At 62.8% G+C, this 21,186-nt stretch carries 20 protein-coding genes; 1 reads left to right on the forward strand and 19 read right to left on the reverse strand.

The features are described from left to right. The coding region (locus tag M2A_RS18235) for an aminotransferase-like domain-containing protein (protein ID WP_500797411.1) at positions 1-596 on the forward strand (596 nt) is incomplete at its 5' end. A gap of 7 nt (positions 597-603) precedes the next feature. Here M2A_RS18235 and thiD read toward each other — a convergent pair. The 19 genes from thiD to M2A_RS15335 all read right to left on the reverse strand — a co-directional run bounded on the left by thiD (position 604) and on the right by M2A_RS15335 (position 21,179). Continuing rightward, positions 604-1,416, reverse strand: a complete 813-nt coding sequence (thiD, locus tag M2A_RS15245; protein ID WP_045449274.1) for a bifunctional hydroxymethylpyrimidine kinase/phosphomethylpyrimidine kinase — start codon at positions 1,414-1,416, stop codon at positions 604-606. A gap of 241 nt (positions 1,417-1,657) precedes the next feature. Continuing rightward, on the reverse strand, positions 1,658-3,007 hold the full coding sequence (glmM, locus tag M2A_RS15250) for a phosphoglucosamine mutase (RefSeq protein ID WP_045449277.1): 1,350 nt from the start codon (positions 3,005-3,007) through the stop codon (positions 1,658-1,660). 116 nt (positions 3,008-3,123) lie between these two features. Further along, positions 3,124-3,966 carry a dihydropteroate synthase gene (gene folP, locus M2A_RS15255; RefSeq protein WP_045449279.1) on the reverse strand — a complete coding sequence of 281 codons (843 nt, stop codon included), beginning with the start codon at positions 3,964-3,966 and terminating at the stop codon, positions 3,124-3,126. A 247-nt stretch (positions 3,967-4,213) separates the two neighbouring features. Beyond that, complete coding sequence (gene ftsH, locus M2A_RS15260; protein WP_045449281.1) at positions 4,214-6,127, reverse strand: ATP-dependent zinc metalloprotease FtsH; 1,914 nt, start codon at positions 6,125-6,127, stop codon at positions 4,214-4,216. Positions 6,128-6,347: 220 nt separating this feature from the next. After that, positions 6,348-7,679: a tRNA lysidine(34) synthetase TilS gene (gene tilS / locus M2A_RS15265; RefSeq protein WP_052379540.1), complete on the reverse strand. Its 1,332-nt coding sequence runs from the start codon at positions 7,677-7,679 to the stop codon at positions 6,348-6,350. 19 nt (positions 7,680-7,698) lie between these two features. Further along, the gene (gene ybgF / locus M2A_RS17590) at positions 7,699-8,736 is read right to left on the reverse strand and encodes a tol-pal system protein YbgF (protein WP_052379541.1); all 1,038 of its coding nucleotides are present in this window, start codon (positions 8,734-8,736) and stop codon (positions 7,699-7,701) included. A 243-nt stretch (positions 8,737-8,979) separates the two neighbouring features. Beyond that, positions 8,980-9,501 (reverse strand): peptidoglycan-associated lipoprotein Pal, encoded by a 522-nt coding sequence (pal, locus tag M2A_RS15275; protein WP_045449283.1) that lies wholly within the window; start codon positions 9,499-9,501, stop codon positions 8,980-8,982. A 263-nt stretch (positions 9,502-9,764) separates the two neighbouring features. Beyond that, the gene (tolB, locus tag M2A_RS15280) at positions 9,765-11,174 is read right to left on the reverse strand and encodes a Tol-Pal system beta propeller repeat protein TolB (protein WP_081875681.1); all 1,410 of its coding nucleotides are present in this window, start codon (positions 11,172-11,174) and stop codon (positions 9,765-9,767) included. A 39-nt stretch (positions 11,175-11,213) separates the two neighbouring features. Beyond that, positions 11,214-12,095, reverse strand: a complete 882-nt coding sequence (gene tolA, locus M2A_RS15285; RefSeq protein WP_045449285.1) for a cell envelope integrity protein TolA — start codon at positions 12,093-12,095, stop codon at positions 11,214-11,216. 1 nt (position 12,096) lies between these two features. Next, positions 12,097-12,558 (reverse strand): protein TolR, encoded by a 462-nt coding sequence (gene tolR, locus M2A_RS15290; protein ID WP_045449288.1) that lies wholly within the window; start codon positions 12,556-12,558, stop codon positions 12,097-12,099. A gap of 2 nt (positions 12,559-12,560) precedes the next feature. Further along, the gene (gene tolQ / locus M2A_RS15295) at positions 12,561-13,283 is read right to left on the reverse strand and encodes a protein TolQ (RefSeq protein WP_045449290.1); all 723 of its coding nucleotides are present in this window, start codon (positions 13,281-13,283) and stop codon (positions 12,561-12,563) included. Positions 13,284-13,592: 309 nt separating this feature from the next. After that, positions 13,593-14,963, reverse strand: coding sequence for a glutamine synthetase family protein (locus M2A_RS15300; RefSeq protein WP_045449294.1), 1,371 nt, complete (start codon positions 14,961-14,963; stop codon positions 13,593-13,595). Next, entirely contained in the window at positions 14,960-16,312 is a 1,353-nt protein-coding gene (locus M2A_RS15305; RefSeq protein ID WP_045449296.1) for an aspartate aminotransferase family protein, read from the reverse strand. The genes M2A_RS15300 and M2A_RS15305 overlap by 4 nt, the downstream gene beginning before the upstream one ends. Before the next feature lie 75 nt (positions 16,313-16,387). Beyond that, complete coding sequence (gene ybgC, locus M2A_RS15310) at positions 16,388-16,843, reverse strand: tol-pal system-associated acyl-CoA thioesterase (RefSeq protein ID WP_045449299.1); 456 nt, start codon at positions 16,841-16,843, stop codon at positions 16,388-16,390. After that, positions 16,840-17,883 carry a Holliday junction branch migration DNA helicase RuvB gene (gene ruvB / locus M2A_RS15315; protein ID WP_045449301.1) on the reverse strand — a complete coding sequence of 348 codons (1,044 nt, stop codon included), beginning with the start codon at positions 17,881-17,883 and terminating at the stop codon, positions 16,840-16,842. The genes ybgC and ruvB overlap by 4 nt, the downstream gene beginning before the upstream one ends. Continuing rightward, on the reverse strand, positions 17,880-18,488 hold the full coding sequence (gene ruvA / locus M2A_RS15320; protein ID WP_045449304.1) for a Holliday junction branch migration protein RuvA: 609 nt from the start codon (positions 18,486-18,488) through the stop codon (positions 17,880-17,882). The genes ruvB and ruvA overlap by 4 nt, the downstream gene beginning before the upstream one ends. Continuing rightward, positions 18,485-19,024, reverse strand: coding sequence for a crossover junction endodeoxyribonuclease RuvC (gene ruvC / locus M2A_RS15325; protein WP_045449306.1), 540 nt, complete (start codon positions 19,022-19,024; stop codon positions 18,485-18,487). Before ruvC ends, ruvA begins: the two co-directional genes overlap by 4 nt. Before the next feature lie 147 nt (positions 19,025-19,171). Further along, on the reverse strand, positions 19,172-19,918 hold the full coding sequence (locus tag M2A_RS15330; RefSeq protein WP_045449307.1) for a YebC/PmpR family DNA-binding transcriptional regulator: 747 nt from the start codon (positions 19,916-19,918) through the stop codon (positions 19,172-19,174). A gap of 451 nt (positions 19,919-20,369) precedes the next feature. Further along, positions 20,370-21,179 (reverse strand): TIGR00282 family metallophosphoesterase, encoded by an 810-nt coding sequence (locus tag M2A_RS15335; protein ID WP_045449309.1) that lies wholly within the window; start codon positions 21,177-21,179, stop codon positions 20,370-20,372. Positions 21,180-21,186 lie beyond the last annotated feature (7 nt).

Here is a 21,186-nt window from a genome sequence, read left to right on the forward strand (position 1 = left end):
TCATCGAGGACGGGGTTTACACGAGGCTCACCGAGCCTCAGCGCCCGCTTGCCGCTTTCACGCCGGAGCGCGCGCTTCTCGTTTCCAGCCTGTCGAAAACCGTGGCGCCGGGGCTGCGCTACGGCATGGTGCTCTGCCCGCCGCGCCTTGCAGAGCGCGCCCGCGCCGCCCAGCACGCGCTTGCCCAGGGCCTGCCCGCCATCACCATCGCCATGGGCACGCATCTTTTGCGCAGCGGCGAAGCCGCGCGCCTTGCGGGCCTTCAACAGAAAGAATGCCGCGCCCGCAATGCGCTCGCCCGCGAAACGCTGGGCGCTTATCTCACACGCCCACATCCCGACAGCCCCCATCTTTGGATCGAATTGCCGGAACCCTGGCAGCGCGAGGGCCATGCTTATGCCTTTGTGGAAGCGGCAAGAGAGCGCGGCGTCGCGCTTGCCGCCGATGCTGATTTTGCCATTGCCGCCCCGCCGCCCCGTGCGCATATCCGCTTGGCGCTCGGCGCGCCGGAAAGCCGGGCGCTTCTGGAAGAAGGCCTTGCCCGCATCAAAACCTTGCTGGAAGACGGGCCCCTTGCCCGCCGCGATTTGACGTAAAAGCGCCTCACTCGCCTTGCGAAAACGTAAAGCCGTGATTGAGCGGCCCATGCCCGCCGCCGAAACCGGGGGCAAGGGCAATCGCCTCATGCACATAATCGCGCGCCTGAAGAACGGCCTCCGTTAGATCGAGCCCGAAGGAAAGCCCCGCCGCAATGGCCGAGGCCAGCGTGCAGCCCGTGCCGTGGGTGTGGCGCGTGTCGATGCGCGGGCTTGTCATGACTTGAATGGTCTCGCCCGTCACGAGCACGTCCTGCACCGTCTCGCCCGTGCCATGGCCGCCTTTGACGAGGACGGCGAGCGCCCCCATTTCCAAAATCGCCTCGCCCGCGCGTTTTTGCTCTTCCACGCTTTCCACCTGAAGGCCCGTCAGCGCCGCCGCTTCGGGCATATTGGGCGTGACGATATCGGCAAAAGGAAAGAGCGCTTTTTTAAGCGCATCGATGGCGGAAGGTTCCAAAAGCGGGCTGCCGCCCTTCGCCACCATCACCGGATCGACGATGAGCGCGGCGGGCGCATCATAGGCATCGGCTTCTTCGGCCACCGCTTCGATCACCTCCGCCGTTGCCAGCATGCCGGTCTTGATCGCATCGGCGCCGATATCCCCCAGCACCGCCTTCATCTGAGCACGGATGATATGAACCGGCACGGGAAAGACGTCCTTGACGCCGTGCGTGTCCTGCACGGTCAGCGCCGTGATCGCGGTTGCCGCATAAGCGCCAAGCGCCGTGATGGTCTTGATATCGGCCTGAATGCCCGCGCCGCCGCCGCTATCGGACCCGGCCACCGCCAGCACCCTGCCTTTGAATTCATCGTTCATGAATGCCTGCTTTGCGAAGAGTTACCCGAGGCTAGACATAGCCGATTACGCAGGCATTGCAATGCGGCGCATTTGGAACAGAAGCGGGTGCCCTCAGACCGTCACCCTCGGGCTTACACACGCATCGTCATGCCCCGCTTTATGCGGGGCATCCACGGGCAGCTTGGAAAAGCGGTCAGTAAACAGTCATGGATGGCCCGGCCAAGCCGGGCCATGACAGTGTCTAAAAACCCGCCCTGCCTCACGCCGCCGCCGCATCCTCGATGGCGCTCACGATGTCGTTCACCACGGCCTTGACGAGTTTTTCGTCGTCGCCCTCACCCATCACGCGGATCAGCGGTTCGGTGCCCGATTTGCGGATCACGAGACGGCCCTGGCTTGCCAGCCGCCGCTCGCCCTCGGCGATGGCTTCTTTCACCAGTGCGTTTTCCAAAGGCTCGCAATTGCGGTAGCGCACATTGCGCAGGAACTGCGGCAAGGGTTCGAAGACGTTGCAAAGCTCGCTCATCGGCTTGTCGCCGGCGCGCAGCACGGCAAGCACCTGCAGCGCCGCGATCAGCCCGTCGCCGGTGGTGGAGAAATCGGAGAGCACGATATGGCCCGACTGCTCGCCGCCGAGATTGAAGCCGTTCTCGCGCATATGCTCGACCACATAGCGGTCGCCCACTTGCGTGCGCGCCAGATTAAGCCCGAGCCCTTTCAGATAACGCTCCAGCGCCAGGTTCGACATGATCGTCGCCACAATGCCGGGCGCGGAAAGCTGGCCTTCCTTGTGCCAGCTCTGGGCCACGAGCCCCATGATCTTGTCGCCGTCAATCACTTCGCCGTTTTCATCGCAAATGATCACGCGGTCCGCGTCCCCGTCGAGGGCGATACCGATATCCGCGCGCCGCTCGCGCACCAATTGGCCCATGCGCTCCGGCGCGGTCGAGCCGCAGCCATCATTGATGTTGAACCCGTTGGGATCGACGCCGAGCGTCACGACTTCCGCGCCAAGTTCCCAAAGCGCCGTGGGCGCCACTTTGTAGGCAGCGCCATTCGCGCAGTCGATCACGACGCGCACGCCTTCCAGGCTCAGCTGTTTGGGGAAAGTGCGCTTGGCAAATTCGATATAGCGGGCCTGGGCATCGTCGATGCGCTTTGCCCGGCCAAGCTCGCGCGGCCCGGCCAGATAATCGTTGAGCCCATTATCCATCATATGTTCGATCTCAAGCTCCACCTCATCGGAGAGCTTGTAACCGTCGGGCCCGAAAAGCTTGATGCCATTATCTTCGAAGGAATTATGCGAGGCGGAAATCATCACCCCGAGATCCGCCCGGAGCGAGCGCGTCAGCATCGCCACCGCAGGCGTCGGCACCGGGCCGAACTGGAAAACGTCCATACCCGCCGAGGTAAAGCCTGAGACCAGCGCCGATTCCAGCATATAGCCGGAAAGGCGCGTGTCCTTGCCGATCACCACCCGGTGGCGGTAATCGCCGCGCTTGAATTTACGCCCGGCGGCAAGCCCGACGCGCAGCGCCGTTTCAGCAGTCATCGGCTTTTCATTCGCCTTACCGCGGATTCCGTCTGTACCGAAATATTTGCGAGACATCCCCACTCAACTCGTTCTTACAATTTCCCCCCGGCCCGCTTTCACCGGCCGATTTGAGGCACAGTATACCCACGCAGCCATGAGCGCACACTTAACGTTTTATTGCTGAATATGTCTCAATCCGCCTTATTTTTGGCTGATTCCAACGCGTTTTGCACCAAAAGTCCGTCTTTGAGCGCACCTGCGTCATGGGTGCGGATGTAATCGGCCCCGGCGCGGGCGGCATATAGCTCGGCGGCCAGGCTCGCCGGGCCCGCCTCGCCCACGGCCCGGCCCGTCATGGCTCTGAGGAATGATTTCCGCGAGACGGAGACAAGCATCGGCAGGCCGAAGCGTTCTTTGAGCCGCCCCACCATGGCGAGCGCCCTGATCGACGGCTCGGGCGCATTGCCGAGGAAAAACCCCATGCCGGGGTCAAGGATGATTTGCCCGCGCGCCACCCCGCCTGCCTCCAACGCCTCCAGCCGCGCCTCGAAAAAACGGCAGATGTGATCGAGAATATCCCCTTCCGGCGCCGCTTCCCGCGTCGCTTTGCTTTTTACTTGCCCCTTTGCCTGGATCGCATGCATGAGAATGAGTTTGGCTTTCGAGGCGGCAAGCTCGGGATAAATCGCCTCATGGGCAAAGCCGTGAATATCGTTGAGAAAGGCCGCGCCCTTCGACAGCGCGAAAAGCTGTACCTCAGGATGGAACGTATCGACGGACAGCGTCGCCCCCGCCGCCGAAAGCGCCGCCATCACCGGCTCCAGGCGGCGGATTTCTTCCTCCGGCGAAACATCGCCTGCATCGGGATGGCTGGAAGCCGCGCCGAGATCGAGAATATCCGCCCCCGCCGCCATCAGCGCGCGCCCATGGGCGATGGCCTTTTCCGGATCGAGAAACTTGCCCCCGTCGGAAAAAGAATCCTCCGTGATATTGACGATGCCCAGTATCCCCGGGCGCTGCGCTGCCTTGCTCATGCCAAGGACCTAGCACGGCTCCCGATACGGCGCCATATGGCTGAGCACCCCCTCACCCAACCCTCTCCCCCAGGGGAGAGGGCTTTAGCAAACCCCCTCGCCCCCTTTAGGGGGAGAGGGAGGGGCCCATCGCGCCAAGCGATGGGAGGGTGAGGGGGCCCGCCACAACTTAAAGAGGGGGTCCAAAACAAAAAAGGCGGCGCCGAAGCACCGCCTTTCTCAATCACTCGATAGAACTTATGTCCGCTTACGTGCCCTGCGGCTCCGGCCCCATCGGCCCGTCCGTCACGGGTCCGCTGACCGGCACCGAGGAGGCGGGCGCGGGCGCGGAGGGCTTGTCGCTCGGGTCTTCCCGGTGCGGCGGCTCGCCTCTGAGCAGCGCTTTGATCTCGTCGCCCGAGAGCGTCTCATATTCGAGCAGGCCCTTGGCGATCGTATGCAGCTCGTCGATATGCGTGCGGATCACTTCCCGCGCTTTGTCATACCCGCTTTCCACGATGCTGCGCACTTCGGAATCGATCAGCCGCTGCGTGTCTTCGGACATATTCTGCTGGCGCGAGACCGAATGGCCGAGGAACACTTCTTCCTCGTTCTCGTGATAGGAGAGCGGGCCCAGTTTCTCGGACATGCCGTATTGCGTGACCATGGCTTTGGCCATGCTGGTTGCCATGCGGATGTCGGAAGAAGCGCCCGAGGTCACTTTGTCATGGCCGAAGATTTCTTCCTCCGCCACACGCCCGCCCATCGCAACGGCCAGGTCCGCATACATTTTAGCGCGCGTCACCGAAAGCTGATCGCGTTCGGGCAGGCGCATCACCATGCCGAGCGCGCGCCCGCGCGGAATGATCGTGGCTTTGTGGATCGGGTCGGAATGCTCCATATGAAGCGCGACCAGCGCGTGCCCGCCTTCGTGATAGGCGGTCAGTTTCTTTTCTTCCTCGGACATGACCATGGAGCGGCGCTCGGCGCCCATCATCACTTTGTCCTTGGCATCCTCGAACTCGTGCATCGTGACGAGGCGGCGTCCGCGCCGCGCCGCCAACAGCGCTGCCTCGTTGACGAGGTTCGCAAGGTCCGCGCCGGAAAAACCGGGCGTGCCGCGCGCAATCACTTTCGGCTCGACATCCGGGGCAAGCGGCACTTTTTTCATGTGCACTTTCAGGATTTTCTCGCGCCCGATGATGTCCGGGTTCGGCACCACGACCTGACGGTCGAAACGGCCGGGACGCAGCAGCGCCGGGTCGAGCACATCCGGGCGGTTCGTCGCCGCGATCAGGATGATGCCTTCATTGGCTTCAAAGCCGTCCATCTCCACAAGGAGCTGGTTGAGCGTCTGCTCGCGCTCATCATTGCCCCCGCCAAGGCCCGCGCCGCGATGCCGGCCCACGGCGTCGATCTCGTCGATGAAGATGATGCAGGGCGCGTTCTTCTTTGCCTGCTCGAACATGTCGCGCACACGGCTGGCGCCGACACCGACGAACATTTCAACGAAGTCGGAACCGGAAATCGTGAAGAACGGCACATTCGCCTCGCCCGCAATGGCGCGCGCCAGAAGCGTCTTACCGGTGCCCGGAGGGCCCACAAGCAAGGCGCCTTTGGGGATGCGCCCGCCAAGGCGCTGGAATTTCGCCGGGTCTTTCAGGAATTCCACGATCTCCTGCAGATCGTCTTTCGCCTCGTCGATACCGGCCACATCGTCGAACGTCACGCGGCCATGGCGTTCGGTCAGAAGCTTGGCTTTCGATTTGCCGAAGCCCATCGCCTTGCCGCCGCCGCCCTGCATCTGGCGCATGAAGAAAATCCAGACCGCAATTAAGAGCAGCATCGGGAACCAGGAAACCAGCACGCCCAAAATGGAAGGCACGCCGTCATCGGCAGGCTTGGCGGAAATCTGCACACCGCGCTCGCTCAGCTTGTCGGCGACATTCGTGTTGTCCGGCGCATAGGTGAAGAAGGAGCCGCCATCGGCATATTTGCCGGTGACTGTGTTCCCGGAAATCGTCACCTGAGCCACATTGCCGTTCGCCGCCTCTTCAAGCAGGCGCGAATAGGTGATTTCCGAGGAAGGGGTAGACTGACCGGGCCCTTGAAACAGGTTGAAAAGCGCCACCAGCAGAAGCGCGATTACCACCCAAAGAGCGAAATTTCTGAAATTCGACACCCGTTTGACCTTCCGATGTAAGCCCCGCGCGCCCGGCGGCGTTTGGAGGCTTTCTTAGAGTTCTTCTAACTACTGTAGAGAAGATAGGAACAGAAAGGCAATTTACCAGACTTGAGCCTCTACTTCATCTTCTCCCCCTGCCTGTATCTTCTCCCCCCACCAGTGCCCCATCTTAGCCAATTGAGGGCAAGCGGGGGTAAATCTCCCGTCAGATTTCCGTTCAGACGTCCATTTCGCGCGCCATGCGCAATCCCGCGTCCCAGATCGGCTCACAAAGGATGCCCGAGGCCCCCTTTGCCCGGACCCCGGCAAGAGGCGCAGCAAAAAACCTGCCAGCCCGCCGCATCATCGGCCCGGCCATCAGCGCCTTGCGCGCCGGGCCGGTGGGCAGCGCCGTCCCTGCCTCTTTCAGGGCTCTCAAACCTTCCTGGCCGAGCGGGCCGATTTCGAGCCCGGAGCGCAAGGCTTCCGCTTTGAGTAAAAAGCGCCCGTCCCACACCGCCTGTTTGCCCGGCAAAACGGCAATATCCGGGGCAATGGCCGCAAATTCGCGCCAGATCACCGCCCCGCCCTTTTTGCCGGCGCTGTTGTCCTCGGCAATGACACAGCCATGCAGCGTGCGCCCCTTGCCGAGCTTGCCGCGCAGGAAAGCATGATAGGCCGTTTCCAGCGCCTCCAAACGCGGCGGATAGACGCTGCCGCTGACCGCGCGCAAAAGCTGCGCAAAGGCGGAAAGACCGGTTTCCTCGAAGGGTTTTCCCCAGGCCGCCCGGTCGATCCGGCAAAACCCGTATGGATGACGCGTCACGGCGCGGGCGATAAGCGCATCGCGCTGCGCCTCCAGCACCTCCCCGGCGCGGGCCATATGCCGGGCCGTCGCCACAAGGCGCTCCGTGCCAAGCCCCAGCTCTTCCAAGAGCGGCAGGGCCTTGCGGACTTTCACCCGCAAAAAGCCGGCATCCTCATTGCTCGGATCGTCGATATAGGCCTGATCATGGGCTTTGAGCACCGCCTCGAGCCGGGCGCGCGGCACGCTGAGAAGCGGGCGCAGGAGCCGCATTCCCTCCCGCTCCGAAACGGGCTTCATCGCGGCAAGGCCCGCAACGCCGCTGCCACGCTGAAGGCGCATCAAAAAGGTCTCGGCCTGATCTTCCAGATGATGGGCAAGCAAAAGATCGCGGATGCCGCGCGAGGCCGCCCATTCGCCCATAAGCCTGTAACGGGCGGTCCGCGCCTCGGCCTGAATATCGGCGGAGGGTTTTTCACCTTCCCAGCGCAAGATCCGGTGCGCAAGGCCGAGGGCGCGCATCCAGCGGCCCACTTGCCGCGCCTCGCGTGCCGCTTCTTGGCGCAGGCCATGATCGACGCTGAGAACGAAGACCTGCGGTACAGGCAGTTTCTTCTCCTCCCGCCAGCGCAGCCATCCGGCCACCAGCACCGCAAGCGCCATGGAATCGCGCCCGCCCGAAACCCCGAGCGCCAATCGCGCGCCGGGCTCCAGCGGTTTCATCAGCCGGTCGAAAGCGGCAGGGGTGAGCGGACGGGCGCTCATGCCGGGCGCCAGCGCGGCATCAGCATCCTGCGCGCTGCTTTTCCAGCTCGGCGCGCTGAATGACCGATTGCGAGGCGGAGGGGAAACGGCGCTTCAGCTCGTTCATCGTCGCGCAGGCCGCATCTTTCTGGCCGAGCGCGGAAAGCGTGATGCCGAGCTTCAGCAAGCTGTCCGGCGCCTTGGGCGAGGCTTCGTAGGTCGTATAGCCTTTCAAAAAGGCGTCCGCCGCCTGCTTATAGTCGCCGCGCACATAATAGGTCTCGCCCAGCCAGTACTGCGCATTCCCGGCAAGCTGGTCGTTCGGATAAAGCTCGAGGAACTTGTCGAAATTGACCCGCGCCGCCTCGAACTCGCCGCGTTTGAGAAGATCGATGGAAGCGTCATAGGCATCCTTGGGCGAGGTCGCGCCGATAACGGCGGCGGCCGTTTGCGCCGGTCCGCCCGAAGCGGCCTCACCGCTTTCATTTTGCCCGCCCGTTGCACGTGCCGCAGCACCCGCCGCAGCACTGGCGCCGCCGGCCAGGGGATCGGCGGACTGGGACAGCGTGCCGAGCGTGCGCGGGCCTTGCGCGGCAGCGCTCGCATCGGCAGTGGCGCCATTGCCGTCCGGCGGCGTCAATTTCACCTGTCCGCCAGCCTGAGAACCGGCGGAAGCCTGAGCGCCGCCCCCGCCCTCAAGCTCCTGAAAACGGAACTCCACATCTTCCATGAAACGGGAGAGTTGCTCTTTGGTCTGACGAATATCGAAGGAAAGTTTTTCGATGCGTCCGTTCATCTCGCGCAGGCTCGTTTCCACTTCCTGCAGACGCAGCGTCACATCGCCCGCGCTTGCCGGATCGGAACTGTAAGAGGAAGAAGAGCCGCTCCCCGAGCCGCCGCGATAGGTCTGGCGCTGCAGGTCGAGCATATCCTGCTCGATTTTTTCCAGCCGGTTGTTGAGCCCGCGCAAATCGCTGCTCGGGTCGGCGGCAAGCGGGCCTGCAAAACTGGCGGCCAGAAGCAGGCTTGCACCTGCCGCAAGGCTCACCGACACGAATTTCCTGTCCCGCACCATCATCGATCCTTGCTCCGTCCCGCCAGAACTTAACTCAAGTCCCAGTTTAGTTAGGTTTTCGGCCAAATTGAGGCCGCTCATAAAGACGTCTCATTGCCCGCAAAATGCCGTCCGCGCCGCGCCCGCGCAAGATGCGATTTATCATGGCAGCGCCCCGAAGCGGCGCGCGCAGAAGCGCCGTGCGCTTACGAAAACGCCCCCGCATGCACCGGGCAGGCGGGGGCGGTTGCGTCGAGCCAAGAAAACTTAGCTGCCGGCGCGGTCGTTGACCACGGTCACGCCGCGGCGGTTCTGGCTCCAGCAGCTCTCATCCGAGCAAAGCGCGACGGGGCGTTCTTTGCCGTAAGAGATCGTGCGCACACGGGCCGGGTCGACACCCTGCGCCACCAGATAGTCTTTCACGGCATTGGCGCGGCGCCCGCCCAGGGCCAGGTTGTATTCACGCGTGCCGCGCTCGTCGGCATGGCCTTCGATCGTCACGGTCAGCGCGGGATACTGCTTCAGCCAGGCAGCCTGACGCTGCAGCGTCTGACGGGCTTCCGGCTTGATGTCGGAACGGTCGAGATCGAAGAACACGCGGTCGCCCACATTCACAACCAGATCCTGCTGAGTGCCCGGCGTTGCCCCGCCCGGAGCCGTTTCCGAGGAAACCGAAGACGGATTGGATGCAGCCGAGGCGTCTTCGTCCGGCGTCGAGCTACAAGCGGCAAGAGCCAAGAATGCAGCGGCAACAGCGGTTACGCGCAGGCCTGCTTTGAGGAACGTCATTTAGGTAGTCTCCTTAATTGCGCCATTGGCCTTTGCCGGGGCCGAATGGCTGTTCGTCACCATGACACGCCGGAAAATCCGGCAACAGCGGATTGAGTGGATCCGCTCATCCATCCCTTCAAGGCAAGCCCCGGCATTTCGGCCCAAGAGCCCTTCCTTGACATCCCGTTTAAACGTTAGCGGCCCGGGATAAGGTCCGCAACAAACGCACGGGAAATTTCATTTTTTACCTGAACCATGGTTCACAGAACCTTGGCCCGGCGTTACCTCAGGCGCGGCGACCAGGCCGGGTCAGAGGCAAAAGTGGGCGTTGAGACCGGCCGCTCGTTGTAACCGGTCAAATCGACCGACCAGAGGCTGGGCCCGCCCTGCTCCCCGCGGCTTTCGCGGAAAAACATCAAAACCCGCCCATTTGGCGACCAGGTCGGTGCTTCGTTGTGGAAGCCTTCGGTCAAAATCCGCTCGCCCGTACCGTCCGGCCGCATCACCCCGATAAGAAACCGTCCCTTATGCAGTTTTGTGAAGGCGATGAGATCGCCGCGCGGGCTCCAGACCGGGGTCGCATAGCGCCCGTCGCCGAAGCTGATCCGGTGGGCATTCGATCCATCCGCATTCATCACATAAATTTGCTGTGAACCGCCCCGGTCCGATTCGAAAGCGATCCGGTCGCCATCCGGCGCGTAAGACGGGCCGGTGTCGATCGCCGCCGTATTGGTCAGGCGCTGGGTGACGCGGGTGCGCAGATCCATCTCGTAAATATTGGAATTGCCGCCCCGCTGCAGGCTCATCACGATTTTCTGACCGTCCGGCGAAAAACGCGGCGAGAAGGTCATGCCCGGAAAATCGCCCACGACTTCCTGCTGCCCCGTTTCGAGATCGAGCAGATAGACGCGCGGATTGTTACCCGCATAGGACAGATAGGTGATTTCCTGGTTCGAGGGGCTGAAGCGCGGCGTCAGCACGATGGACGAGCCATTCGTGAGCATGCGCGGGTTGTGCCCGTCCTGATCCATGATGGCGAGGCGTTTGACGCGGCGGTTCTTCGGCCCGGACTCCGACACATAAACGATGCGCGTATCGAAATAGCCTTCCTCGCCCGTCAGCCGCTCGTAAACAGCATCCGAAATGATATGGGCGACACGGCGCCAATTGTCCGGCGTGGTGAAGAACTGAAAGCCGGTCATCTGCTGTTCGGCATAAACGTCCCAAAGGCGGAACTCCACCTTCAGCCGCCCGTCGCTTTCGATGGTCGAGCGGCCCGTCACTAGCGCCTGGGCATTGATGATGCGCCAATCGCCGAAACGCGGCTGCACATTGACGTCGGAAATTTTCTCGATGAACGAGCTTTTGGGCAGCGGGCGGAAAAGCCCCGAGCGGTCGAGATTGGCCGCGATGACACTCGCAATGTCGCTGCCGAGCCGCCGGTCCTCATCGCTCGCGCCCAAAAAGCCGGGAATGGCGATGGGCAGCGGATCGACATTGCCTTGGGTAATGTCGATCTGCAGCGCCGCGCGGGCAGGCAAAGCGCCAAGCACCAGCGCGGCGAAGGTGAAGGCCAGCGCACGCAGGCCGGCGCCAAACTTGACCCGCCGGACTTGCGCTCGAATGCCGGAAAAGCGGCGGGTCTGCGGGTGCACCTGCGATGCGGTATGTCTCGTCCCGGCTGATCTCATCAGTGTCATCATCGTCTTTCCTCAGGCCCTCTCGAGTTTCTATCCGCCCAGCATTTCACGCGGATCGAACCGTAAATCGAGTTCCTGCCAACTGGAATATTTATCCGCCGGCATCTTAAAAGGTTCACAGCGCCGGATCGCTCTGAGCGCGCTGTCGGCGGCGGCCCGGAAATAGGCATTCCCCGACAGAAGCGGTCCTTTGCTTATCAGCTCCGGCGCCCGCGCGAGCGAGCCGTCCGGATTGAGAAACACCTTGATCTCCACGATCAGCTTGTCCGCATTGGGCGCGCCCGCCGGCACGGACCAGCAGCGGCGCATCTGCAATTTGAACGCATCGATCTCAGAGACCGTCAGCTTCGTGTTCACCCCTTGCGGGGCTTGAGGCGCGGCATCCTTCTTCGTCTCGCGGGAAGGTTGACGCGTCTTCTTTTCTTCTTCGGGCAGCTTGTCGAGCAAGGCTGCAATCTTGGTCGGATCGAACGCCTCCTGCTTCTTGGCAGGTTTGGGCGGCGCCGGCTTTTGCGGCGCAGGCTTCGGCGGTTCGGGTTTCTTTTCCGGCTCCGCCTTCTTCTCTTCAGGCTCTGCTTCCGGTTCCGGCAAAGGCTCGGGCTCGCGCGCGGGCGGCGGCTCGACAGCGGCAGGCGCAGGCTGCGGCGCGGGCTTGGGCTCGGGGGCCGGTTCCGGCTCCGGCGCCTTCTCAGGCTCGGGCGCAGGTTCCGGCTCTTCCTCGATCTGCGGCGTCGGCTCGGCTTTCGCCACTTCCTCGCGCTTCAAATTCGTGAACTCGTCGATCGTGACAAGCTCCACCGGCAAGGCCTGATCGGGCACCGCCGGAAGCGGGTCGGCCGAGGGCAAGGCGATGAAAGCCGCCGCGATCACCGCTGCGTGGACGCCGAAGGATGCAACAAGGCTTGCGCGCATGTCACCTCTTCTGGGGGGCGCGTGTCGGGGTTTCCGTCACGAGCCCGACCCGGGCAAAACCGGCACTGGAAATCGTGCCCATTACGTCCATGACACGGCCGTAATTGATGTTCTGATCGGCGCGCACATAGATGCGCTGCTCATAGCCGTTCTCGCCGATGGCCAGAAGGCGCGGCACGAGGTCTTCCACCTGCACTTCCGTTTCCTGCAGGAAGATCGCGCCGTCGCCGTTCACCGTAATGGTCAAAGGCTCATCATCGCCCGAAAGCGGGGCGGAGCGCGTCTTGGGCAGATCGACCGGCACACCCACCGTCAAAAGCGGGGCGGCCACCATGAAAACGATGAGCAGCACGAGCATCACATCGACAAGCGGGGTGACGTTGATCTCGCTCATCGGCGCCATGCGCTGGCCGCGCCGGCGCTGGCCATTCTGCTTGCCGGGTTGCTGCGCGGACATGCCCATGACTATCTCCGCTCGTCGATCTGGCGGGAGACGATGGCCGAAAACTCGTCCGCAAAGTCTTCGAGCCGCGAACCGAAGCGGCCGATCTCGCTGGAAAATTTGTTATAGGCGATCACCGCGGGAATGGCGGCGACGAGGCCGAGCGCGGTCGCAAACAGCGCCTCGGCAATGCCCGGCGCCACGACGGCAAGGTTCGTATCGCGGCTGATGGCGATGGACTGGAAGGAATTCATGATCCCCCAAACCGTGCCGAAAAGGCCGATAAAGGGCGCCGTCGCGCCCACTGTCGCCAGGAAAAGCAGATTGGATTCCAGCGACATCATTTCGCGGTTGATGGTGATGGTCATCACCTTGTCCACCCGCTCGCGCAGGCCCGCGAAAGGCGCGCCGCTCTCATTGGAGCGCTTCCATTCGCGCATCGCCGCCACAAAGAGCGTGGAAAGGGGATGGCCCGGCCGGTGGCCCACATCGTCGTAAATCTCATCGAGCGAGCGGCCCGACCAGAAAAGGCGCTCGAACTGATCGGCGCGCTTGCGTAAGCGCGAGACCCGCCACCATTTGTCGAAAATGATCGCCCAGGACCAGACCGAGGCAAAGAATAGGCCGAGCATGACCATTTTTACGACCCAGTCGGCCCGCAAAAACAGCGACCAGAGGGAAAAGTCCAACGGCCCCGCATCGACGGTCACATCGGTCAGGACTTCATTTGCACGCGTGGGATCCATCTAAGGCCTCTTCAAAAACACCGCGACGTCATCATGCCCCGCCTTCTGAGCGGGCTCTCAATCGGGACGCATCGGAGTATGCAGCCAGTGTCCTCCACCCTGCCTTGAAGATCCAACTCCGGATCATGCTGGCGCGCCCGCCGCCCGGCGGCAAACGCAAACCCCCATCGAGCGCGGCAGATTAGCCGTTTAAATGTGTCAAAACTGCGGCACCTTGGCCCAGAAAACACGCGGAACGCTTGAGTTTTTCCCCTGTGGCGCTTTCGGCACACCGTCTGCGGCGGGGTCTTGGAAAAGCCGCGCGAAAACTCACACCGTGCGCAGGTAATAATCGAAATCGAGGGGGGTGGGCTCGGCGAAAAAGCGGTCCGCTTCCGCCTCCTTGATCGTGCAGAAGGTCTCGACCAGGAAATTGCCGAAATAATCGCGCGCGAAAGCCGACTGGCGCAGCACCTCATTGGCGCGGAACCAGTTGAGCGGGAAAGGCTCGCTCGGCAGATCGTAACCATTGCCTTCCACCGCCGGGCCCGGGTCCATCTTGCCGGTAATGCCGTGATGGATACCGGCCAGCACCCCGGCCAGCGCCAGATAAGGATTGGCATCGGCCCCGGCGATGCGGTGCTCGATATGGCGCGTCGGCGCCGCGCCCGCCGGAATGCGCAGCGAGACGGTACGGTTATTGACCCCCCAGGTGGCGGAGACGGGGGCATAGGATTTCGCCCGGAAGCGGCGGTAGGAATTGGCATTCGGCGCCCAGATGCCCATCATTTCGGCCATGGTCGCTTTGAGCCCGCCGACCGCATGGCGCATCAGCGCATTGCCCTTCGGGTTTTCATCGGCAAAAGCATTCGCCCCGTCTTCGCCTGCAAGCGAGACATGCACATGCATGCCCGAGCCCGAATAGGCCGAATAAGGCTTGGCCATGAAACAGGCCATCATCCCGTGCTTGAGCGCGGCAAGCTTGATGAGGCGCTTGAACATAATCGCCTGATCCGCCGCTTTCATCGCATCGGGCTGGTGCTGCAGAACGATTTCCATCTGCCCCGGCGCATATTCGCTGATCAGCGTGCGCGCAGGCAGGCCCTGAGCCTCCGCGCTTTCATAAACATCGCGGAAGAAGGGCGAAAAATCGGTGAGATCGGAAAGCTGATAGGCCTGGAAATGCTGCGCGCGGCCCGCGCCATTCAGCGCCAGAGGCGGCTGCGGCGCGCCTTTGGCCGCAGCATCCCGGTCGAAAAGATAAAATTCCAGCTCGATGGCGGCGACCGGCGTCAGCTTCAATTCCTCGAAACGCGCCACTACCCGCTCCAGCACATTGCGCGGATCGCAGACGGACGGCGTGCCGTCGGCCTCCGTCATGCGCACGATGAACTGACCGGCACGGGGCCCTTCGAGCGGGCTCGGCACCAGCGAGCCTGAAACGGGCCGCGCGATGCGGTCCGCATCCCCGTCTTCCCAGACAAGACCCGTTTCTTCCACATCCGTGCCCGTCACATCGAGGCTCATGATCGAGCCCGGCATGAAGCGCCCGTCCCGGAACGCCGCCTCGATTTCCGCCCGGCGCAGCACCTTGCCCCGCGCCACGCCGCACAGATCCGTAAAGACCAGCGTGAACTGATCGGCATCGGGATGGGCCGTCAAAAAGGCATTCAATTCATCGAGGGGCGGCAAGGCGTTCATTCGAAAAGCTCCGTCAGGAAGGCGGACACCGCCTGCGTGAGGCGATCTATATCCTCTTCCCGCGTTTCTGGCGAGACCAGCATCATATTATGGAAGGGCGTCAGCATCAGCCCCCGGTTGAGAAGGTAAAGATGAAGCGCGCGCTCGAGCGGATGGTTCATGCGCTCAGCCGATGCCGCCCCGCTGCGCACGGGGTTCGGCGTGAACCCGATTTCGGCCCGCGCCCCCACCCGCAGCACATGCCAGGAAACACCTTTCTCCTTGAAAACCCGTGTAAGCCCGGCTTCAAGGCGCGCGGCAAGCTGTTCCATATGCGTATAAGCCGCCTCGGTCATCACCTCGGCCAGCATGGCGCGGATCGCGGCAAGCTGGAGCGCGGAGCCTGAGAGCGTCGTGCCGATGCCCGAATGACCGGGCGCGCGGGTCTCATTGAAAGCGGCAATGCGCGCACCGACTTCCGCCGTGAACCCGTAAACCGCGGCAGGCACGCCGCCGCCGATGGGCTTGCCCGCCACCAGAAAATCCGGCCGGAGCCCATGCACGCGGCCCCAGCCGCCCAGGCCGGAGGAAAGCGTATGCGTTTCATCGAGCGCGAAAAATGCGCCCGCCTCCCGCGCCGCTTCCGCTAGAAATGCGATGAAGCCGGGATCGGAGGGCACCATGCCGATATTGGTGAGCAAGGGCTCGGTGAGCACCAGCGCGATATCGCCCTTGGCAAGCTCGGCCTTCACCGCCTCTTTGTCATTGAAGGGAACGACCGCCGTCGTCGCCGTGATATCCGCCACCTGGCCCACAAGGCCGGGACGCAGCTCCGTGCGCCCGCCCGCCCCGATGCGCACGAAAACATCATCCACGGCGCCGTGATAGGAACCGTCGAAAATCAGAATGCGGGGCCGGCCCGTCACCCCGCGCGCCCATCGGATGATGGCGCGGTTCGCATCCGACGCGCTGGCCGTCACCTGCCACTGATCGAGCCCGAAATGGTCCGAAAGAAGCCGGCCCACTTCAGGGGCAAGCTCCGAGGGCAGCATTGCCGTTGCCCCGCGCGCCATTTGTCCGGCCACCGCCTTGACCACAGGCTCCGGCCCGTGCCCGAACATGGCGCCCGTGTCCCCAAGGCAGAAGTCGGTATAAAGATTGCCGTCGGCATCCCAAAGCCGCGCGCCCTTCGCTTCTTTCAGAAAAAGCGCATGAGGCAACTCCCAATCGCTCATCCAGTGCAGCGGCACGCCTTTCAGCCAATGAGATGCGGCTTCTTCGGCAAGCACGGCCGATTTCGGCGTGCGCGCGGCATAGGCCGCTGCCTCTCGCTGCCAAAGGCTTTCGATTTTTTCGACGGACCCCGCCATGCCGCTCACCTGAAAATTCCCGCTCACGGCAAGTAAAGGTGGCCGGATGAAAGAACGCAAGCGGTGAGAAAAACCTCACCCGCCGCGCTTCATAAGATCTTCAACACCGTCGATGACGGCTTTCGGCAAGCGCGCGGGCCGTCCGTCTTGGTGAATGCAGGCGGCATGGACCATGGCCTGCCAGATCACGTCGCCGCCGCGCAGAATTTTCTGCTCCGCCTCGATGCGCGCGCCTTTCAGCGTCACATAACGGGTATGGACTTCCAGAAGATCGTCGATGCGGGCGGGCTTCAGAAATTCGATTTCCATTTTATGGATGGCAAAGGCAAGCGGCTTTTCGCCCTCGATCAATTCATGATGGTGAACGCCCGCCATGCGCAGGCAGTCCGAGCGCCCGCGCTCGGCAAAACGCAGATAACCCGCGTGATAGACGATGCCGGTAAAATCCGTGTCCTCGTAATAAACGCGGATGGGCAGCACATGGGCGCCCCCTTCGATGCGCCCGGCAAGGTCCGGCCATTTTTCGCTCATGCCCCCTCTCCCTCATCGAAGAGACCGCTCTGCCCCGCCCCGCTTCCCGAGGCGGGCGCGGGCAGGCCGAGATGGCGGAAGGCAAGCGCGGTGAGCACACGCCCGCGCGGCGTGCGGTTCACGAAGCCCTGCTGAATGAGATAAGGCTCGATGATTTCCTCGATCGCATCGCGCGGCTCGGAAAGCGCGGCGGCGATCGTTTCGATACCGACGGGCCCGCCGGAAAACTTCACCGCCACATTGCGCAAATAGCGGTGATCGAGCGCATCGAGCCCGCGCGCATCGACCTCAAGGCGCTCCAGCGCCTTGTCGGCCAGCGCGGCATCGATGGCGCCTTCCCCGTCCACCACCGCAAAATCGCGCACCCGGCGCAAAAGCCGCCCGGCAACGCGGGGCGTACCGCGCGCGCGCCGTGCAATTTCCTTGGCCCCGTCGCTCGTAATCGAGGTACCGAGGACACCCGCCCCGCGCGTGACGATCGCCTCTAGCTCGGCTTCTTCATAAAAATTAAGCCGCACGGGAATGCCGAACCGGTCGCGCAGCGGCGTCGTCAAAAGCCCCGTGCGCGTCGTCGCCCCCACCAGCGTGAAAGGCGCAAGTTCGATGCGCACCGAGCGCGCCGCCGGTCCTTCACCGATAATGAGATCGAGCTGAAAATCCTCCATCGCCGGATAAAGAATTTCTTCCACCGCGGGCGAAAGCCGGTGGATCTCGTCGATGAAAAGAACGTCCCGCTCTTCAAGATTGGTCAGCAGCGCGGCAAGGTCACCTGCCTTGGCAATGACGGGGCCCGAGGTTGCGCGGAAATTGACGCCAAGCTCGCGCGCCACGATCTGCGCCAATGTCGTTTTGCCGAGGCCGGGGGGGCCGGCAAAAAGCACATGATCGAGCGCTTCACCGCGCGTGCGGGCCGCCTCGATAAAGACGGAGAGGTTTTCGCGCGCCTTGCGCTGGCCGACAAATTCGGAAAGGCGCTGCGGGCGCAGCGCCACATCGAAATCTTCTTCCCGCTCCCCGGCGCCCACCAGTCTTTCACTCATCGGGCAAGCTCCTTAAGCCCAAGCCGGATCAAGGTTTCAGGCCCGGCCTCATCGTCGAGTTTCGCGCGCGCCTTGCGCACCGCTTCCGCCGCCTGCGCGGGCGCATAGCCCAGATTGGTCAGCGCTGAAATCGCATCGGCCTCGGCATCGGTCGGCTTCACCTCTTCCGCCCCGCCCTCCGATACGGCCATGGCGAACGCGCCCGCAGGCGCCTTGTCCTTCAGCTCCACCACAATGCGCTGAGCAAGTTTGGGACCGACGCCCGAGGTTTGCGCCACCGCCTTTTTATCCTGCGTCGCCACCGCCGATTGAAAGCCTTGCGGCCCGAGCGTGCCGATCACGGCAAGCGCAACGCGCGCGCCCACCCCTTGCACGCTTTGCAGGAGGCGGAACCAGTCCCGCTCCCCTTCGCTTGAAAAGCCGAAGAGCCGGATTTCCTGTTCGCGCACATGAGTGTGGATGAGAAGCGCCGCCGCCTCGCCCACGGCCGGCAAGCGGCGCAGCGTATAGGACGAGCATTCGACGAGATAGCCGACGCCGCCCACATCCAGGATCAGCCAGTCTTCGCCCAGCTCATCGACAATTCCCTTCAGCTTGCCGATCATGCGCGCGCCCTGGTGGAGGTGGTGGCTTTGAGAAGCGCCGCATCGATGCGCGCCTTTGCCCCGCGCATCTGCGCATGGCAAATGGCGGTTGCCAGTGCATCGGCCGAATGTTCGCTGTCGATCACGGCTTTGGGCAAAAGAATACCGACCATGGTGCGGATCTGGTGCTTGTCCGCATGGCCTGCCCCCGTCACCGTCTTCTTGATCTGATTGGGCGCATATTCGCCGATCTCGAGCCCGGCGCGCGCGGCAATGAGCAGCGGCACGGCCCGCGCCTGGCCGAGCTTCAACGCCGCCACTGCGTCTTTCGCCACGAAAGCGGTTTCGACGGCGACCGCCTGCGGCATAAATTCCTTCATGATGGTTTCAAGCGCCGCTTCGATTTCCGCCAGCCTGACCGGCACCGAGGCCTTGTCATTGGAAGCGATCGTCCCGTTCGCCACATGGGTAAGGCGCGAACCGGCAGCCTCCACCACCCCCCAGCCTGTACGCCGGAGGCCCGGATCGATGCCTAAAAGACGAAAGGCCCCGCTCATGAAACTGCCGCTCTCCTGATTCCGACTCGCGCCTTTATAACAGGAGGCTACACCCCAAGAGGCGAAAAAGAGAAGAAATCGGGAACAAAAAAGCCCCTTCCGCGCCGGAAGGGGCTTTTGCAAGGCCGTGACAGGCGGCCTTAACGCTCAGGCCGAGAGTTTCTCGAAGACGGCATCGGACATTTCATAGTTCGCGTAAACCTGCTGCACGTCGTCGCAATCATCCAGCGCGTCGAGCAGTTTGAGTAGAGTTTCGCCTTTTTCCTCATCCACTTCGATATTGTTCTGCGGCTTCCAGATCAGCCGGGCGGAGCGGGCCTCGCCGAATTTCTCTTCCAGGGTGCTCGCTACTTCATGCAGCGCGTCGGGGGCGCAGATCAGCACATGCCCGTCCTCATCGCTCTCGCAATCATCCGCCCCTGCCTCGATCGCCGCTTCCAGCATGGTTTCGGCATCGGCAACATCCGCGCCATATTCGATCGAGCCCACATGATCGAACATGAAGGAGACCGAGCCCGTCTCACCCAGGTTTCCGCCGTTTTTGGAGAAAATCGAACGCACCTCGCTCGCCGTGCGGTTCTTGTTATCGGTCAGCGCCTCGACGATCACGCCGATGCCCGCCGGGCCGAAGCCTTCATAGCGCATGTCGAAATAGTCGTCCCCGCCCTGATCCGTGCTCTTCTTGATGGCGCGGTCGATATTGTCCTTCGGCATGGACTGGGCGCGGGCGGCCAGAATGGCGGCGCGCAGGCGCGGATTGTGCTCGGGGTCCGGCAGGCCCATTTTCGCCGCCACGGTAATTTCCTTGGCGAGCTTGGAAAACAATTTGGCGCGCTTCTTATCCTGCGCGCCCTTGCGGTACATGATGTTCTTGAACTTGGAATGTCCGGCCATAGGCCCCTCCGACACCTGACTGTCACTCGCCGCGGGCCCGCAGCAATGCGGCCCTCCATCGAACGGCAATATCTGAAATCTCGCGCCCCTTATAGAAAGAGCCGGGCCCAAAATCCATAGGGCACGCAAATCCGGTTGGCCCGGCCTGTTTTCGGGAGAATTCCAGCCCTGTTCCCCAGGAAATTAGAGTAAATACTCTTATTTAGTGAATTAACTTTTTCATCATACTTCTAGGGTTTTACTGTGGATAAGACAACTATACCGGGCACGAAAACTTGAACTCATATTTCCGGTTGCGTTGTCAGAACCACGCTCATCGGAGGAACCCGCCCCACTCACCCTCTCCGATGCGCGGCGCTGCACAACTCCCGCAGCGTTAAGCCCCGTCTGGACCGGCAAAACGCCTCGGCTGGTCCGGGCGGGGTTTTTCTGAAGGCAACCGGACAGAAAATCAGGCCGGGCGCGCCGGTTTGAGCCGCCCGCCAAGGCGCAAGGGCTCCACGCGCTCGGCAAGCCCCCCCGCCCCCGTTTCCACGAAAACGCCGCAAACCGTGGCAGGTCCGAGCGCCGGGGTGAAACGCCCGCGCGGCATCTTCGTGATGAAGCGGTTGAGGGGTTCGTCCTTTTCCATGCCGATGACGGAATCATAATCCCCGCACATGCCGGCATCAGTCTGATAGGCGGTGCCGCCAGGCAGGATCTGCGCATCGGCCGTGGGGATATGGCTATGGGTGCCGACGACGAGGCTCGCCCGCCCGTCGCAGAAATGGCCCATCGCCATTTTCTCCGAGGTCGCCTCGCCGTGAAAATCCACCAGCGCCGCATCCGCCACATCGCCGAGCGGGCAGTCGCTTAGTGCCTCATCGACGGAGGCGAAGGGATCGTCCATCGCATCCATGAAGACCCGGCCCATGGCATTGATGACGAGCACGCGCGCACCGTTTTTGGCCTCATAAAGGCCGTTGCCGCGCCCCGGCGTGCCGGGCGGGAAGTTGCGCGGCCGGATCAGCCGGTCCTCGCGCTCCACATGCGCCAGCGCCTCGCGCTGGTCCCAGGCGTGATTGCCGAGCGTGATGGCATCGGCGCCGGCATCGTAAAGCTCATCGCAGATCGCCGCCGTAATGCCGAAACCGCCAGCGGCGTTTTCCCCGTTGATCACCACGAAATCGAGCGCCATTTCCTGGCGCAGGCGCGGCAGCAGGCTCACCACCGCCTCGCGCCCGGAGCGCCCTACAATATCGCCGAGAAAGAGCAGCCGCATGAAACAC

Origin of the sequence: Tepidicaulis marinus, assembly GCF_000739695.1 — a bacterium.
Classification (GTDB): domain Bacteria; phylum Pseudomonadota; class Alphaproteobacteria; order Parvibaculales; family Parvibaculaceae; genus Tepidicaulis; species Tepidicaulis marinus.

What these genes read in the sequence shown, in the direction of transcription:
- thiD (WP_045449274.1), bottom strand. Translation starts at nt 1,416, where the DNA reads ATGAACGATGAATTCAAAGGCAGGGTGCTGGCGGTGGCCGGGTCCGAT.
- glmM (WP_045449277.1), bottom strand. Translation starts at nt 3,007, where the DNA reads ATGTCTCGCAAATATTTCGGTACAGACGGAATCCGCGGTAAGGCGAAT.
- folP (WP_045449279.1), bottom strand. Translation starts at nt 3,966, where the DNA reads ATGAGCAAGGCAGCGCAGCGCCCGGGGATACTGGGCATCGTCAATATC.
- tilS (WP_052379540.1), bottom strand. Translation starts at nt 7,679, where the DNA reads ATGAGCGCCCGTCCGCTCACCCCTGCCGCTTTCGACCGGCTGATGAAA.
- ybgF (WP_052379541.1), bottom strand. Translation starts at nt 8,736, where the DNA reads ATGATGGTGCGGGACAGGAAATTCGTGTCGGTGAGCCTTGCGGCAGGT.
- pal (WP_045449283.1), bottom strand. Translation starts at nt 9,501, where the DNA reads ATGACGTTCCTCAAAGCAGGCCTGCGCGTAACCGCTGTTGCCGCTGCA.
- tolB (WP_081875681.1), bottom strand. Translation starts at nt 11,174, where the DNA reads ATGAGATCAGCCGGGACGAGACATACCGCATCGCAGGTGCACCCGCAG.
- tolA (WP_045449285.1), bottom strand. Translation starts at nt 12,095, where the DNA reads ATGCGCGCAAGCCTTGTTGCATCCTTCGGCGTCCACGCAGCGGTGATC.
- tolR (WP_045449288.1), bottom strand. Translation starts at nt 12,558, where the DNA reads ATGGGCATGTCCGCGCAGCAACCCGGCAAGCAGAATGGCCAGCGCCGG.
- tolQ (WP_045449290.1), bottom strand. Translation starts at nt 13,283, where the DNA reads ATGGATCCCACGCGTGCAAATGAAGTCCTGACCGATGTGACCGTCGAT.
- M2A_RS15300 (WP_045449294.1), bottom strand. Translation starts at nt 14,963, where the DNA reads ATGAACGCCTTGCCGCCCCTCGATGAATTGAATGCCTTTTTGACGGCC.
- M2A_RS15305 (WP_045449296.1), bottom strand. Translation starts at nt 16,312, where the DNA reads ATGGCGGGGTCCGTCGAAAAAATCGAAAGCCTTTGGCAGCGAGAGGCA.
- ybgC (WP_045449299.1), bottom strand. Translation starts at nt 16,843, where the DNA reads ATGAGCGAAAAATGGCCGGACCTTGCCGGGCGCATCGAAGGGGGCGCC.
- ruvB (WP_045449301.1), bottom strand. Translation starts at nt 17,883, where the DNA reads ATGAGTGAAAGACTGGTGGGCGCCGGGGAGCGGGAAGAAGATTTCGAT.
- ruvA (WP_045449304.1), bottom strand. Translation starts at nt 18,488, where the DNA reads ATGATCGGCAAGCTGAAGGGAATTGTCGATGAGCTGGGCGAAGACTGG.
- ruvC (WP_045449306.1), bottom strand. Translation starts at nt 19,024, where the DNA reads ATGAGCGGGGCCTTTCGTCTTTTAGGCATCGATCCGGGCCTCCGGCGT.
- M2A_RS15330 (WP_045449307.1), bottom strand. Translation starts at nt 19,918, where the DNA reads ATGGCCGGACATTCCAAGTTCAAGAACATCATGTACCGCAAGGGCGCG.
- M2A_RS15335 (WP_045449309.1), bottom strand. Translation starts at nt 21,179, where the DNA reads ATGCGGCTGCTCTTTCTCGGCGATATTGTAGGGCGCTCCGGGCGCGAG.